This is a genomic window from Trichocoleus sp. FACHB-46, from assembly GCF_014695385.1.
Classification (GTDB): domain Bacteria; phylum Cyanobacteriota; class Cyanobacteriia; order FACHB-46; family FACHB-46; genus Trichocoleus.
The window spans coordinates 211,194-227,244 of record NZ_JACJOD010000028.1 but is presented as its reverse complement, the minus strand read 5'-3'; the positions used below and the strand labels follow the sequence as shown (position 1 = coordinate 227,244).

Here is a 16,051-nt window from a genome sequence, read left to right as displayed (position 1 = left end):
TAGTGGTTGAACGTTGTCCCACAACAGACGAGGGGTCAACTTCTCACCACGCAAATAACGGTTGATGCGGTCATGACTAATGCCATCAAGATGGTCAGCCAAGTTTGTCACTGGGTAGTTGATCGGGCTACTGATCAGGTATTGGCAGTAGTCGAGTTTAGTGAAGCTCATTGCTCCAGTCTAATATTGCTCCTGCGTAAGTCCTGACAGCTATAGAAACTATTCATTCATGTTGCGGTAAGTCGCAACTGCTGAGGGAGAAATTCGGTTGAGGTAACGAAAGATCCAGTACTTAAATACCGTATCCAAAATTACTGGGAAAGTGGCAATAAATAGGAAGATAAAATCGTGGTTTTCTGGTAATCCTAAATGCCTGGAAACTCCCCCTAAAATTACCTCCCAACCGTGGGGAGAGTGAAACCCGACGAAGATATCTGTAAACAAGATAATGATAAAAGCTTTAGCGCTGTCACTCAGGCCATAAACCACTTCGTCCATAAAGGCTTTGACGACTGCAATTTCTCGCTTACTGGCGGTGATCACACAAGCAAAAGCAATCAAGGATAAAAGATCAGCAAAGACATTCTTAATCGCATTGGCACTGCGATCGCTATATTCTCTTGCCAGTTCTACCGCTCTCTCTTTAACTTGGGTTTCAATGTCTTCCCCAGTCAGTCTGGGAGCAGTACCAATTAAACTCTTGAATTTCAGCCTTTCCTCAAATTTTTGCAGATCAATAAAAGCCTCTTCTTCCATATCTGGATTCAAGAAGATTTCAGCAGATTTATGATCTCTAAAGCGATCGACGACTGGCCCAATGAAGAAGTTTTTAGTAACCTGCTGGGTGAGTAGAGGAATCAGAATAACTAATAAAATAAACCGAATCGAGATGATAGTTCTCGCTTTAGTATTGCGAAAATTCTCTACTACTTCTGCTTCTGATTTAGGGTCTAAATCTCGCCTCAAGCGGATAAAAGTTCTCAGAATTGATCGAGGAACGATATTGGGTCCTTCCGAGGCTTTATCAACTTTAGTAGCGGGTGCAGGCACCGTAGATGAACGAACCCACTCATTTGTATTATTTGGATTTTCCACTCTTGTTGGCAGAGTTGGCGCTACAGGCACCAAGGAAGTAGTAGGTGGAGCCTGAGGGATTGGAGCTGGACGTTGTGGGCTGTAGCGAGCTAAAACTTCATCAATAAACCTTAGCTTTTCGAGGATAATAGCTGCCTTATCTCTCGCTTCATACGCTAACTGTTCAGGAGAGTTATTAGTAGATTTAAAACCGTTGGTCGTTTGATTGGAGAGATCAACAAATAGGCGACTTGCTTTAAATTCGGTCAGCCTAAATCTAGCAATATTGAGGTATTTTCTCAGCTCGGCTTGAAAGTAGGAGGAAACATTACTGCTAAAACCATCTGAGCGGACAGAGATTCTGTTTCCCTGAAAGTGCTCATCTTCAATGGCTTTGATCATGAGAGCAGCATCGTAGGCTTGATCTAGGGATCTTTCAGGTGTATTGAACAGCCAACTGCTGGCAGTAAGTACATAGTTTCTCAGTTTTGCCAACGTAGACGTTTTCATAGTGAAAAGTTTTTCACAATCTCCTATGCTTTTGAATCATTCAATGCAGTTTTTTGGCAAAAACTTATTCCTAAATTCATGTCAAGTTGCTGCAATCAATCAAGCCAGTAGTACGGACAATGAAGCGGTATCTAGATTCGCTATTTTAACTCTATAGGCTGTAAGAATCTACACTATCTACTAACACTTTAAAGCAGCGATCGTCACTTTTTAAGCTGATATAGCAGTCCTAAATAATTTATCAGGTTGGTAGGATGCACCTTTCACAATCCCTTGGGATTGCTCTAGTCTTGAGCTTAGCGTTTAACTTAGCATTCGTAGCATCTTCACGAGTCTATGTCTATTCCCGAGACCTAACTACTTCAGCTTCATGCCCCAGCCTGGCAAATGGAATTATAAGCCTACAACTCATTTAACTCAGTTGCTTGACTGGGCACCGAAACGTAAGTTTGGAGCCAGGCTTGCATTTCCTGAACCAGCCACTCTTGTTCTGCAGCTGCTAAACCGAGGCCAAAGAGATGGGTTTTACCAAGGGCTTGTAAAGCAATGCTACCTAGAGCCGCTTTTCTGACCTGCTGAATATTTCGGGTGGGTTCATGCTGCCAGCGATAGCTCATCCCCCACAAACGAGACTCAATCGCTAAGCAATGCTGAGTTAAAGATAGCGACTGCTGACCTTGGATGAGTTGCCCTAGCTGCATCGCCTCCTGCCCCAAGGAACTAAAGACCCCCAACCCAGCCAGGAAAAATGCGTGTAAGAACAGGAGAAATGGTGTGCTAACGACCAACGGCAGCATTGTTTCTGGAAAGACGGCCAGAGGAGCCAGGGGCACAATAGCCAGCACCGCTAGCCAGAGCGGTAAAGACAGCATCCCCATCGTTAGTAATAGCCTGCCACTGAATCGCGCTGGGGCAGACCAAGCTGCTGTAGGAGCGATTTCAACTTGAAAGGTGGTAGAAGACTGATGGATGCGAATCTGACTGGTAGTGGGTGGAGCCACGATCGCCCTCTGATCTGTAACAGTAGGAGCTACCAAGCCTACCGGATCAGCGATCGCCTCTACACGGGGTTGGGCCGCTAGAGCTTGTTGAGCTGTTGAAAAACGTTGCTCTACGGCAGGAGCGATTAGGGTATCAATCCACTGAGTCCAGGCAGGACTGAGATCACTAGGAGCCTGGGCCTGCCATTGCAGCCGCAAATTTTGCTGAGGTAAATCAGCCGGGTCAACGCCTGTGAGCAAATGCACTAAAGTTGCACCCAATGCGTATGAATCGGAAGCAGGGACAGCGCGACCGCCAAACTGCTCCATCGGGGTGTAGCCATAAGTGCCTACGACCGTGAAGCTACTGCCTGGGGCGATCGCTTGGTTTTGTCCAGAACCAAAGTCCACCAGATAAATTTGCTGTTCTGGCGTCAGGATCAGATTGCTGGGCTTGAGATCCCGGTGTAATAAAGGTGGGCACAGACTGTGCAAATCTGCCAAGATTTCGAGAACTTGGCTGGCAAATCGGTGGACTTCCGTTGCCGTAAAGCGATACCCCTGATCTAGCAACTGTTGCAAAGAAGTGCCAGGGATATAGTCTTGGACGAAACCAAACCAAGCCACACCTGCTACTGGTTCCAGCGAAAACTGGGTATGGCACCGAGGCACTCGTGGATGATCAAGTTGTTGCAATATCTGGGCTTCGCGCTCAAATAGCTTCCAGTTGTCCCATTGCAGTTGCGGGTTGAAGCCTAGGAGCTTGATCACTACTGATTTTGGGGTTTCTGTGGCTTGGTTAGATGCCAAATCGATCGCTAGCCACGTTTGGCGGGCGGCATTTTGCTGGCTGGTCTGCCCTAATGGTTGCCCCAGCGGTTGTTGGAGTTGATAGCGCCCCTGGAGAATTTGTCCAGCCTGCATGATTGCGTCGTGCCTGTATAAAGCCACTAATTTGCTTTGCCAGTGCCGCTGATATTAGTGCATGGCAGCTTTATTCTAAACGTTGCGCCCTTACAGGGGGGGCTAATCGCTGGAATCGTGCCTTGATGAGCTGGTTAAAGTTTGGCTTACCCAAAAAAGCTAGAACAAAACTCAGTCCTGGCCCCGACGCTTGGTGTCCATTGAGATCCCCAAGAAATTTTGCGATCATTGGATCAGGCTATGTGATGGAGCAAATGCTGTACAACAGCTTGTAGCTCGCACTAATGTAGTGCTGTAGGGCTTGTGACTGCTTCCAATTCAACGATTTGCTTTTTAGAAGACAAATTAGGTTGATGTCAACGGTTTATACCACAGAAGATTTGCTCAGGATTTTGGCAGAGGAGTACCGCGCTTGTCTCAATGGTCAGCGGCTCAACTTGGCTGCCACTGGTGCGGAAGCGAATCCAGTTGTAGCTCCATTCCTCAATACAGAAGCGATTCAAAAATTTAGTGCCTACCGAGACTTCCGGGCTGCGGTGCATCGCTACCAAATTGAGCATCAAGTCTCTGGAATTGTCTGGCGACAATTAAGCGTGCAAGACCAAACCTTGGAGTTTCCGGAAGTGGCAGAGCAGCTTGTCGCGCTCCCTAGTGATGTGGCAGTACTCAAGCAAGCCAAGCCCAAAATTTTAGATTTTTGGTCTCAAGTCACAGTTGGGATGGATTTTTATTTAGTGACTAATCACGGCAAAGAGAGCGATCGCATTACTGCTAGCGAGGTTCTGCCGATTGCCCAGCGAGCGGATTGGGTGGGCCTCAGCAAACACGAGCGCGTAGACTTCCTGCAAGTCATTTTGCAGCTTGGAGCCAATCAACGGCCAGCAACTTCTTATCCGCAAGGATGGCTAGAACTAGGCAGCGACTTTATCTGTGCCGTCAATCCAGGTCAAAATCCAATTTTTTGAACCAGGGCCATTTTTTGCACTAGGAGGGGAGCAATTCCCTTTCAGGCAAGAAGTTTAGTCACGACTGCTACAAAAAGGCTAAGTTTTAGTTGATGCTCACAAAGCATCATTGTCGCGATCGCCAGCCAAATTTTGATGAAGATGAAACCTGCGTTGCTGAAAGTTTTGCTCGACTCCAACCCAGTCTCCAAAAGTATGCTTTCCCGTTTCCTACCGCTGGTGGGGATGAGCATGCTACTACTGGGCAGTTGCACACCAGCAAGTAGGCTTTTACCCTCACAGCCGCGCACAGAGCAAGGAGTAGGCAGCGTCAAGAATGAAACTCCTGACCGTCCGCTGACTCCCACCGCTGAAGACACCAACTTTGTTGTAGAAGTTGTGGAGCGGGTAGAACCTGCGGTCGTGCAGATCGACACAGCGCAAAGGGTAAGAAACCGAGCCCCAAGTGGCTTGAATGACCCTTTTCTGCGAGAGTTTTTTGGTGGGCGGCCAGAAGCACCGAGAGAACGAGTGATTCGCGGGTCAGGTTCTGGTTTTGTCATGAGTGCTGACGGCCAGATTCTGACCAATGCTCATGTGGTTAACCAAGCGGATGTCGTGACGGTCTCTTTCCCAGGCGGGCAGAGCTATGAGGGCAAGGTGTTAGGAGCGGACCCAGTGACAGACATTGCTGTCGTCAAGATTCCAGCCACCAATCTGCCCACGGTGGAAATGGGGAGTTCTAAAAATGTCCGACCAGGGCAGTGGGCGATCGCGATCGGCAACCCCTTAGGCTTGCAGGAAACCGTAACCTTAGGAGTCGTCAGCGCCACCGATCGCTCTGGCAGTGATATTGGAGTTTCAGACAAACGCATTGGCTTTATCCAAACCGATGCGGCAATTAATCCAGGCAATTCCGGCGGGCCGTTGCTGAATGCTCGCGGTCAAGTAATTGGTATCAACACGGCCATCATTGGCGGCGCTCAAGGCATTGGCTTTGCCATTCCGATTGATACAGCGCAACAAATCGCCCAAACCCTGATCACTCAAGGAAAAGTTCTACATCCTTACCTGGGTGTGCAACTGGTAGCCCTGACCCCAGAAGTGCGAGAGAAACTAGAGAGTCGCAACATTGAGATTCCAGCGCAGGAAGGGATTCTAATTCTGCAAGTAGGCCCCAATTCGCCCGCCGACAAAGTGGGGATTCAGCCAGGAGACGTGCTCCAGCAAATTAACAACCAGCCTGTCAGCTCACCCGATGAAGTCCAGCGCTTAGTTGAGCAGAGTGGCGTGGGGCGTCCATTACCGATTCAACTTCAACGAGGCGATCGCTCCTTACAAGTCTCCGTCGTGCCCGAACCTTTACCTGCCCCGACCGAGTAAGTTCGGCGCTCAGTTGCTACAACGCGATCTCTCCTTAAAACTTTGCGATCGCTCCTTCCTGGCTCTCCACCAAGAAACAGCGATCGCAAACATAAATGACAGTCAACAACTAGTAAATGACTAGCAAATAACTCGGTTGAGCCTAGAAATTAGCCTTTGGTTCTGCGAACGTGGTCGAGAATTTGTTGCTTGCGTTGGTCCGAGTTTTGCGAACTAGGCTGGGTAAATTTTCCAGTACTGCGAGCTAGATGCTCCATAATCCGTTTTTTGCGATCGTTTGAACTAGTAGCCATAACAATGGGTGAACGCTGCGGTTTCCAGAAGGTTTGCTTCTCCATTGTTAAGGATTTTTAATGATTCGTGTCAGCAGTTGAAGCTTTTCCAAGGTTTAAAGGAGCCAAACAGTCTGAGCTATTCTGGTTCCTGGCCTCTGGCTCTGAATCAGTAGCTCAAGTTAGCGCCATTAAAATGAGTGCTAAAAGCTACATTTAAATTTTCCAAAGCCTTGACCAGCCACTCAACTCCATCCGTGGTGTGTTTCTGGTAATGCTGGAACAAAATAGCGAATAGCTTTTCTAGATAAGATTTAGCGCCACCGCAGAACAAGACAATCTTCAGCAACAGCCCGATTGTGGAGGTCACTCCCATGTTGCTCATGAGGTCGACTAAAACAAAATGCTGAACTTGGTCAGAATTATTCACCACCAAGAAATTGAGGAGTTTACGGCAAGTGCTGACAATCAGTGAATGATTGAGCGCCTCAGTATGGTGGTCTGGCAAGATGTTTTGCAACTGGGCATATAACTGGTCGTTAAAGTAGCGCTTGCCATAGCGAGGATCGATCGCGGCAGTTAGATACTCATAAAAGTCATCTTTGAATTCGTGATAAGAATGCGCGGTACGGCTGTAAGTCGTAAACTGCTGAGCTGCATTTCGATAAGTACCACCCGCAAACTGCTTTAAGGCCACATCCAGCTCTACATCACTTAGTAAAGTTGGGTTTTTGGCTGGTACTACAATCAGGCGATCGCCCAGGCCATCTCCGACGCGGTTTAGTTTCCCCATGCCTTGAGACTGACGAATTTGACCAATGATGTACTTGGACAAATCTAAGTCAAACTGGCGCTGCCGCTGGGTTCTCAGTTGCCGAATCACTTGCTGTTGCTCTCCCCCACTTCCGGTTGTCAGCAAGCAGTGATCATATAAATAGGGATAACGGTGAATCAGGTCTTTCAGCGGTTGGTTGCCTACAGAAGTACAAGGCTCTGGCGGTCTCTGCATTACTTGTGCCAGAAGCTGTAAAGCCGCATAGAGATCGGTTTGCACAAAGCGCTGGGCTAACTCTTGCAGTCGCTTCGCAATCCGACAGTAGACTTGCTTGGGCACAATATCAAAAAGAGCGACTAACTCTGGAATCGCAGCCTGAGTCCGGGGTTGCCACTGCCAACGGTTAATGCAGATATAGCAACAGCGATTCAGAATAAACGGAAAACTCTGCTCGGCTACTTCGGAAGCTGCTAGCTGCTCCACCAACTTTTGCATATCTGCATCTGGATAGCCCCTGCCATAAATGAATAAGCAACGAAACCGCTCGATCAATTGGCGCGGCGTTTCTGCTTCAGCACATTCCAGCAAGTGATTGTAGAGCTTTTGCTCCTGTGGGCTAATCATGTGGTTCACTTTGGCTAGCACCTCCAAGTCCAGATAGAGGATAGAAGAGACTGGGCCGAAACATGCTTCCTGAAGTAGCTCAGCCAAGCTAACGAGATGAGGCAGATCTTAAAATAATTGTTAAAAGAAATTGTCTAATACAGGACAGTTTCTCAATCGTCTACAGCAGGAGGAAGTAATTACCAGCTTAAACATAGAATTTCTTCCTCAAAACCCCTCCGGAGATAGGCCCCGTTTTGACATCGCTCAGAGCCAGGATTGAGCGCATTTAGGCACTCTCCCCTAGACGCATCTGATCAACGAATAGTTTCATCCTCCTTAGCACTAGCAAGCATCGTGGCCACTGGATGAAACGCAACGGAAAGCAGGCGATCGCACTGTCAACTAGAATCCCTCCAGTAAAGCAGCTAGTTAGTGAGGTAACGAGTGCCCCAAGGTTGAAACTGGGCGGCTAAGAGGGCGGTAGCTCCTTCAGGATCTAGGGGTTTGGAGAACAAATAGCCCTGACCATACTCGCAGTTCAAGGCTTGCAACTTAGTGCGCTGAGCAGCGGTTTCCACACCTTCGGCAATCACATCCATCCCCAAGGTATGCCCCAGCATCGTAATGGTTTGAACAATGGTGGCATCTTCGCTGGTATCACTCATCCGACTCACAAAAGAGCGGTCTACTTTGAGGGTGTCCACGGGGAATCGGTGCAAATAGCTGAGTGAAGAATAGCCCGTACCAAAATCGTCAATGCTCAGGCGTAGATTCAACGACCTGAGTTGCAGCAGTAGCCCAATGGTTGATTCCACATCCTTCATGGCTACTGTTTCGGTAATCTCCAGCTTGACGCTGTGCCCATCCAAGCCATTTGTATGCAAGATTTTTTCAATCCGAGCCGCTAAATCAGGTTGAGCGAACTGGCACCCAGAGAGGTTAATGCTGATCATCAAGGGAGGATCGCTGGGAAATTGATCTTGCCAGTGGCGTAACTGTTGGCAGGCTTCTTGCAAAATCCACTGTCCTAAGGCCACAATTAACCCAGTTTCTTCGGCAACGGGAATGAACGCGGCTGGAAACACCAACCCTTCCTGAGGATGTCGCCACCGAACCAGCGCTTCAAACCCAACAATCCTGCCTGTTGCGAGCGATACGATCGGTTGATAGTGCAACTGAAACTCTTGCCGCTCCAAACCACGACGCAAATCTGCTTCTAGCTGAAACCGTTGCACCACTTGTAGGTGCATCCCACTGGCAAACACTTCGTAGCCGCCTTTATCGGAAGTTTTGGCTCGGTAGAGAGCAGTGTGAGCATCCCGTAGCAGGTCTTCTGATTGATAGTTGTATTCCGCTTCGCTCAAGGCAATCCCAATGCTGACGCTGGTGAAGACGGGCTGACCGTTCAATCGGAAAGGAGGTATCATCACCTGCTGAATCTGCTCGGCGATCGCGGTCGCTTCATGCACATCTCGCAGAGATCTGAGCAAGATGGCAAACTCATCTCCGCCTACGCGGGCCAATAGATCGTGCGATCGCAGGCAAGTTCGCACTCGTTGAGTCGCATTCACCAGTAAGCGATCGCCCATCTGGTGTCCCATAGTGTCGTTCACCACCTTGAAGCGATCCAAATCTAAAAACAGAACCGCTAAGCAGGCTTCTGCTGGGGTAGACCCAAGTTCAGAGTTGGCTTGACTGCGTTGCAAATCTCGCTGCAACTGTTTGAGAAACAGTGTGCGGTTGGGCAACCCTGTGAGGGTATCGTGTCGGCTGGCGTAGAGCGCCCGATAAGTCACGATCGCGCCTCCAGTCATGACTAAAGCCAAGGCAGGTGGCACAAAAGGCACCCAACCGACTTGCGCCACAATGAAACAGCAAACGCCAAAACCGCTGCCAATGGCGATCGCACTCGCCAACCCCAAAGCTAACGGGTGCCGCAAACGCCACGCTAAAAGCCCTCCTGTCAGCGCCCAACCCCAAATCCACAGCGCCTCCCCCCACTGAGGCCAAAACCAAAACAGTGAGCGATCGCCATTGGCAGCATCGAGAATTTGGCTGACGGCTTGCGCGTGAACCATCACCCCTGGCATCTGCCGCTGTTCACTCGCCACTTTGCTATAAGGGGTGTAAATCAAATCTTTGACGCTGTTAGCAGTCGTCCCGATCAAAACAATTTTGTTTTTGACCCAACTGGGATCTAGCTGCTGCTGCAACACTTGTTGTAAAGTGACTTGCCGAGCGGGTTGGCTAGCCGAACGATAACGCAGCAAGAATTGGTAGCCACGGGCATCAATCGTTTGGTAGCCACCTGAATCTGCTTGCAACTTGGGAAAAATCGCTTTACCTAGCTGATATTCTTCTGTCTTGGTCAATTGTTCGAGTGGGTTAGAGCAAGGGCTGGGAGCTGACGCCACAGATTGTTGTTGGCTGTTCTGGCTATTCTGGCTGCTTTGGCTCGTTGCAGTTTGAGCTGGAGCACAACTGCGCTTGAGATAATCGACAGCGAGTTGGAGCGAGAATGAGGTGAAAGCAGCCTCATTGTCGTCAGCCGCAAACATCAAGCTCCGGCGCACCACTCCATCTGGATCGGTCAGGAGATCGTTAAAACCAATGCGCTCTTCTGGTACTTGAGGCGGCGCTGATACTCGCTCGCTTTTGTTGTTCCCCAGATAGGTAATGGCAAACACATTAGATTGTTGCAACTGCTTTGCCAAAGCCTGCTGCCCCGGAGCCGTAGAAATATCGCGAAAAATGTCTAACCCGATGGTGCTGGGCTGGTGTTGCTGGAGGTTAGCGAGCGCCTGCGCTATTACCTGATCGGGAAGTGGCCACTTACGGCGATTGCTAATATCTGCTTCGGTAATCGCAACGATCAACAAACGGGGATCAACGCCACGATCTGGTTGCAGCCGAATCATTTGATCGAACGTTACAAGTTCCAGGGATTGCAACCAACCCAATTGCTTGATACCCCATAGCCCTCCAGTCACTAGCAAGCTAGCGATCGCGATCGTGGGCAGTCCGGGAACAAACTGCGATCGCGCCCTCGCACTGGCTTGGTTCGCCTGTTGCCACCATCGGGGTTGCCACCAGTGACTCATCACCCTTTGCTTAAAAGCTTTCCACATAGCACAGGTCTTCAAGCGAATTAAGGAACTGATTTCAATGAGGGCTGAATCGGTGCTAAGTCAAGGACTAAAGCTATTTGTGTGTTTTGCTCACAACCTGCTCGAATCTAACTCAACCGGCACAGCTAGGCTATGCGTGATCTCGACAGTTTCGCGGAAATGGGATGCAGCGATGATTCTGCTCCGGTTGGTAATTCCGGTTGGTAATCAGGTCTGGGTAGGTGATTAAGATATTGTAAGCACTTAGACTCAACCCTCTCTGAGGTCAATCCTGCAAGTGCAAACTGTAGGAGACAGTAACTTATTATTTCTCAGCCAAACGCGGCATTCAGGAAGTTCTATCGCAAGGAAAGAATCAATTACAGTGCCACGGTGAAATAGCGAGTATTTGTACTTTAGACTGCCTAACCTAGCGAAAACCGATTGAAATCATCAGTCTTTTAACTTTAAGCACCTCTAAACTAAGAATGCTGTAATTCTCTACACTCCACGAACCATTCAGTCCTGATGGGGTAGGTTGATTCCGTATCTATATCCAGATCTAATAACCAGATCTAGTAAACTGAATCCCGACCGAAAAACGGTTCTGGCGTGTCCTAGACACTGGAGAAGTATGTTCTACCCAATTCTGCCGCCCGAACTACCCCTGGCTGCTACTGCTGCCCCAACTGCAAAAGCGATCGCGCTCAGTTCGCCAACGCTCTCCCAAAGTACAGCGATCGCTCTCCCGCCTGCTAATGCTCTGGCTGGCCCCAGCGCTCCCGAAACCTTTAGGCCTGAAACTATAGCTAGCAGCAATACCCTGGCTAGCCCTGAGGAGACTCAACTTCTAGCGCAGGCAATTGTTCCGGCGGGAGATGGGGTAGGAACTGTCGTCACACCGAGCGGCGATCGCTACGACATTACCGGGGGACAGCGTTCTGGCGATGGCAGCAATCTCTTTCAGAGTTTTAGTCAGTTTGGGTTAAGCCCAGGCCAAATTGCCAATTTTCTCGCAACTCCTGACGTTCAGAATATTCTGGCGCGCGTGGTGGGAGGTGAAGCTTCTTGGATTCAAGGCTTAATTCAGGTCAGTGGCAGCAATGCCAATTTGTATCTGATCAATCCTGCTGGCATCATTTTTGGCTCCAACGCCAGTCTTAACTTGCCTGCTGCCTTTACGGCGACAAGCGCGAATGCTGTGGGTTTTGGCGACCAATGGTTCAACGCGGCGGGCAGCAACAACTATGCAGCTTTAGGTGGCAACCCCACCAGCTTGGCCTTTACGATGTCGCAACCAGGGGCGATCGCAAATAGTGGCAATTTAACGGTTGGTTCGGGTCAGTCGCTCAGCTTGATCGGGGGCACCGTGGTTAACACCGGAAACCTAACAGCACCAATGGGTGAAATTACCGTTGCGGCTGTCCCAGGTCAAAGTTTGGTGCAACTAAGTCAATCTGGAAGCCTACTGAGCTTACAAGTTCAGCCTCCGACTAGCGCCAACTCAACCGCTTGGGCATTCCCGATTCCGACGTTGCCAGAACTACTCACAGGCGGCGACGGCAGCAATGCTACCCAGATCGGTGTAAATGCCAATGGTCAAGTTAGGCTCAGCGGTTCTGGCGTTGGGCTGGATGTGTCTCCGGGAACTGCATTGGTCGCAGGGAAGCTGGATACGGCTGGGGCAGTAGGCGGCACAGTGAGAGTGTTAGGCGATCGCGTCGGTGTCGTCGGCGCAACCCTGGAAGCATCGGGTACGACAAAAGGCGGCAATATCTTGGTGGGAGGCAACTACCAAGGCAAAGGCCCCCTGCCCAATGCTGCTCGCACTGACATCAGCTCTGACGCGGTTTTGAATGCCAACGCCAACCAAAACGGGGACGGCGGCCAGGTTGTAGTTTGGGCAGATGGCACGACCGGATTCTCTGGCAAAATTAATGCGCGGGGTGCAGGTACGGGTCAGGGCGGATCGGCAGAGGTTTCGGGTAAGCAAACTCTGCTGTTTCGCGGGGAAGCAGACCTCAGTGCCCCTCAGGGCCAGACAGGCACCCTGCTGCTCGACCCTATCAACATTACAGTCGTGGCGGGGGCAGGTGGCCCAGATGATGCTCAACTAGCCGATGGGCAAATATTGGCAGGAGATGGCGGCGCAGCTCCTTTCACCATTTCGGAGGCAGCATTAGAAAGCTTGGCAGGTAATACCAATGTGGTTTTGCAGGCGACCAATGATATTTTGATCAACCCGCTCTCTGATACAAATCTCAGCTTTGCGATCGGTGTGGGTGCCATTACTTTCACTGCTGATGTCGATGGCGTGGGAGGAGGTTCCTTCTCTATGCCAGCTAATAACACGATTCGGACAGGTGGGCGATCGCTGACCATTTCTGGAACTGATCTCAACCTGGGCAATATTGACACCAGCAGCACCACCACGGGGGGAGCAGTTCAGTTATCCGCAACCAACACCCTCAGCGTGGGGGCAATCAATACCTCTGCTAGTGGCTTAACGACACCGACTGGGGGACCAGTTAACCTGAGCGCCATTAGTGACATTCGTTTCGATACCATCGACAGCCGAGGCATCAACCTGGGGCTAGGCGGAGGAGCCGGGGGAGATGTCGCGATCGCCACGACTAGGGGAACGGTGAGCGGGTTAGTGGCACTACCGAATGGAGCCACAATCGATGCCACTGGCTCTGCTGACAATGCTGGGGTGGCGATTCAAACGGCGGGCGGTGCCGCTAATCTTCCGTTCACTGTCAATGCCGGAACTCCACTCAATGGTCTTTTAGGAACGGTCAATGCGGGGACTGCTCCTTTAACAACAGGAAGTTTTCCAATTTTGGCGACGGGTGGTTTAGCCAGCGGCACACCTAATGGCATCAGCATCGCTTCGGTGAATACGCCCCCCGCTCTGGGATCTACCCCCGCTCTGCCGAACACCGCGTTTGAAACGCCGATCACCTTCACCTACGCCGACTTAGCTCCTACCTTGGCTGATGTTGACTTAGACAATATGGCGTTGGTGATTAACTCTGTTCCGGCTGGAACCTTGACCGTGAATGGAGTGCCTGTCATACCTGGGACAACCGTGCTGGCTCCCGGCGATGCATTGGTTTATACCCCTGCTGCGGGGGCCACAGGGCTAGCCACCGCCTTTACCCTCGCGGCGAGTGATGCTGTGTCGCTCTCGACTCCTACAGCGATCGCTATCAACATTGGCAGTCCACCGCCACCGCCGCCACCACCAGAGCCGCCGGTGTCACCGCTACCACCAGTGCCACCACCGGTACCAGAACCGCCCGTGCTAGAGCCGCCGGTGTCACCACTACCACCGCCAGAGCCAGAGCCACCAGTATCACCGCCACCACCTACTTTCCGCTCAGATCTAGCGGCCCCTCTAGAAGGTCCACCCCGACAGTTGTCTTTGGAGTTGGCTACTTTACCTTGCAACTCGCTGGATTTGGACATTTACGCTTTGGAGGAGCGGGTGAGCCAGGAATTTGAGACTTATCTCAGCAAACCTAGGCGCGGTCCCAACAACAATTTGACTGATATTTGCGAGCACCTAGATTTGGTTGAGCGAGCCACCGGGGTGAAACCCGCAATCTTGTATGCCACGTTCGTGCCAGCCGCTCTGCTACCAGGTCAAGCCTTAGCGGCTAATCCTAGTCAGCCTCAACCGCGCGACGACGATCAACTGGAACTGATTCTGATTACGGCCAAGGGCAACCCAATTCGCCAGCGCATTCCGGGAGCATCGCGAGCGAAAGTGTTACAGATGGCGCAGCAGTTTCGCGACGACCTGACGGACCCTGCCAACCGTGATACGACGAATTATTTGCCAGCGGCACAGCAACTTTACCAATGGCTCGTTGCCCCTCTGGAGGCCGAGTTGAAAGCCAGAAAAGTGGAGAATATTGCCTTCATCATGGATGAGGGACTGCGATCGCTGCCGATTGCGGCATTGCATACCGGGCAGCAGTTCTTGGTGGAGCAATATAGCTTGGGCATAATGCCAAGCTTGAGCTTGACTGAAACGCTTTACCAGGGCTTGAAGCAGTCCGAAGTGCTAGCGATGGGAGCTTCCGAGTTTCAGGACCAAAAACCGTTGCCTGCGGTGCCTGTGGAGTTGTCAGCGATTCAAGCAGGCTGGGCGGGACAATCGTTCTTAAATGAAGCGTTTACGCTGAGAAACTTGGAGGCGCAACGGCAGAAACAACCGTTTGAAATTATTCACTTGGCGACTCACGCGGAGTTTCAGCCAGGTAGCCCTAGCAACTCTTATATTCAGCTTTGGGATCGGAAACTAAGTCTGACTGATTTGCCTGAGCTGGGTTGGAATGATCCGCCTGTGCAGTTGTTGGTACTGAGTTCTTGTCGGACGGCATTGGGCGATCGCCAAGCAGAGTTAGGGTTTGCGGGGGTAGCGTACCAGGCAGGGGTGAAATCGGTGCTGGCGAGCTTGTGGGCGGTGGATGATGAAGGGACGCTGGCCCTGATGACGGAGTTTTATCAAAAACTGAAGACTGCTCCGATTAAGACGGAAGCGTTACGTCAAGCTCAGTTGGCGATGATTCGCGGTCAGGTTCGAGTAGACCGAGGTAAGTTGGAGAGTGCTAGTGAGAGTGTGACGCTGCCGCCGGAGTTGGCGGAGTTGGGCACGAAGGATCTCTCTAATCCTTACTATTGGTCAGCTTTTACGATGATTGGGAGTCCTTGGTAAGTACCTACTACGTTCGTGTTGGACGGGCAAAGCCTGTTCCACACAACCCCATCTATCTACAGTTATGTCTCTTGACGAAAGCCAAATGCTTGGGGGCGCTTGCCCCCAGACCCCCGCTGAGGGACGGTTGCGTCCCCCAGACCCCCTCCAAACGAGATTTTTTGTGGGTGTTTCGATGTTTGTTCGTTAGTTATGAACTGTCTTTTTCTTATCCGCCGATGGTGACTTGGCTGGTGTCTACGTCTGTGGCTCCGTTGATGGTACGGGCGATCGCGACCATTGTTTGCAGTTCTTGCTCGTTGGGGGCTGTACCTTTGAGGACGACGGTGCTGCCTGTTTGGGCAACCCAGAGGGTTTCGATGTCGCCAACGTTAGGGTCGCGATCGAAGGCTTGAGCGACTCGCTTGGCTAAGCCGCTTTGGTCATATTCGCCGTTCAATCCAACTCGTTCAGGCGGAATGGTTTCTGGGGCAGAAGCGGCAGTCTGTGTAGGTGCTGAGGTAGGAGCGGATGGAGTTGTTGCGGGTGCTGCGGGTGCGGCAGCGGCTTTTTCTTTGCCAAAGATGCGATCTAACCAACCCATTTTTATTTCCTCAAAATAAACCAAGTGACTCTACAGGAGTTTGAGGAGGAAATCAGGCAAATCAGGGCAAATTAGCGATCGCGTAACCCTAGCCTGCCGAGTTTTTATCTGGTTAGTGCAGCCTTAGCAGATGACCTAACTCTCCAGTCCTCTTCCCTGCAATGGAA

General features: G+C 50.8%; 9 protein-coding genes and 1 pseudogene. 3 read left to right on the top strand and 7 right to left on the bottom strand.

Going from position 1 to position 16,051, the window contains the following annotated elements; translation table 11 throughout:
* From H6F72_RS30300 to H6F72_RS16495, 3 genes and pseudogenes are all read right to left on the bottom strand, one after another.
* Window positions 1-171, bottom strand: a pseudogene (locus H6F72_RS30300) (IS701 family transposase); the annotation flags it as partial.
* Window positions 172-219: 48 nt separating this feature from the next.
* Window positions 220-1,584 carry a proton extrusion protein PcxA gene (locus H6F72_RS16500; protein WP_190437758.1) on the bottom strand — a complete coding sequence of 455 codons (1,365 nt, stop codon included), beginning with the start codon at window positions 1,582-1,584 and terminating at the stop codon, window positions 220-222.
* Window positions 1,585-1,985: 401 nt separating this feature from the next.
* Window positions 1,986-3,488, bottom strand: a complete 1,503-nt coding sequence (locus tag H6F72_RS16495; RefSeq protein WP_199299125.1) for a serine/threonine-protein kinase — start codon at window positions 3,486-3,488, stop codon at window positions 1,986-1,988.
* 353 nt (window positions 3,489-3,841) lie between these two features.
* Here H6F72_RS16495 and H6F72_RS16490 point away from each other — a divergent pair, with 353 nt between their 5' ends.
* Together H6F72_RS16490 and H6F72_RS16485 are read left to right on the top strand one after the other, a co-directional pair.
* Window positions 3,842-4,453: a hypothetical protein gene (locus H6F72_RS16490; protein ID WP_190437755.1), complete on the top strand. Its 612-nt coding sequence runs from the start codon at window positions 3,842-3,844 to the stop codon at window positions 4,451-4,453.
* A 141-nt stretch (window positions 4,454-4,594) separates the two neighbouring features.
* On the top strand, window positions 4,595-5,815 hold the full coding sequence (locus H6F72_RS16485; RefSeq protein ID WP_242016974.1) for an HhoA/HhoB/HtrA family serine endopeptidase: 1,221 nt from the start codon (window positions 4,595-4,597) through the stop codon (window positions 5,813-5,815).
* A gap of 149 nt (window positions 5,816-5,964) precedes the next feature.
* On the opposite strand, the gene H6F72_RS16480 is transcribed toward H6F72_RS16485, so the two are convergent.
* The 3 genes from H6F72_RS16480 to H6F72_RS16470 all read right to left on the bottom strand — a co-directional run bounded on the left by H6F72_RS16480 (window position 5,965) and on the right by H6F72_RS16470 (window position 10,569).
* Window positions 5,965-6,108 carry a hypothetical protein gene (locus H6F72_RS16480; protein ID WP_190437752.1) on the bottom strand — a complete coding sequence of 48 codons (144 nt, stop codon included), beginning with the start codon at window positions 6,106-6,108 and terminating at the stop codon, window positions 5,965-5,967.
* Between the two features lie 148 nt (window positions 6,109-6,256).
* The gene (locus H6F72_RS16475) at window positions 6,257-7,486 is read right to left on the bottom strand and encodes a hypothetical protein (protein WP_190437750.1); all 1,230 of its coding nucleotides are present in this window, start codon (window positions 7,484-7,486) and stop codon (window positions 6,257-6,259) included.
* A 407-nt stretch (window positions 7,487-7,893) separates the two neighbouring features.
* Window positions 7,894-10,569: an EAL domain-containing protein gene (locus H6F72_RS16470; protein WP_190437747.1), complete on the bottom strand. Its 2,676-nt coding sequence runs from the start codon at window positions 10,567-10,569 to the stop codon at window positions 7,894-7,896.
* A 640-nt stretch (window positions 10,570-11,209) separates the two neighbouring features.
* Between H6F72_RS16470 and H6F72_RS16465 the strand changes: the two genes are divergently transcribed.
* Window positions 11,210-15,301, top strand: a complete 4,092-nt coding sequence (locus H6F72_RS16465; RefSeq protein ID WP_190437745.1) for a CHAT domain-containing protein — start codon at window positions 11,210-11,212, stop codon at window positions 15,299-15,301.
* Between the two features lie 208 nt (window positions 15,302-15,509).
* On the opposite strand, the gene H6F72_RS16460 is transcribed toward H6F72_RS16465, so the two are convergent.
* On the bottom strand, window positions 15,510-15,884 hold the full coding sequence (locus H6F72_RS16460; RefSeq protein ID WP_190437744.1) for a BON domain-containing protein: 375 nt from the start codon (window positions 15,882-15,884) through the stop codon (window positions 15,510-15,512).
* Window positions 15,885-16,051: the final 167 nt, after the last annotated feature.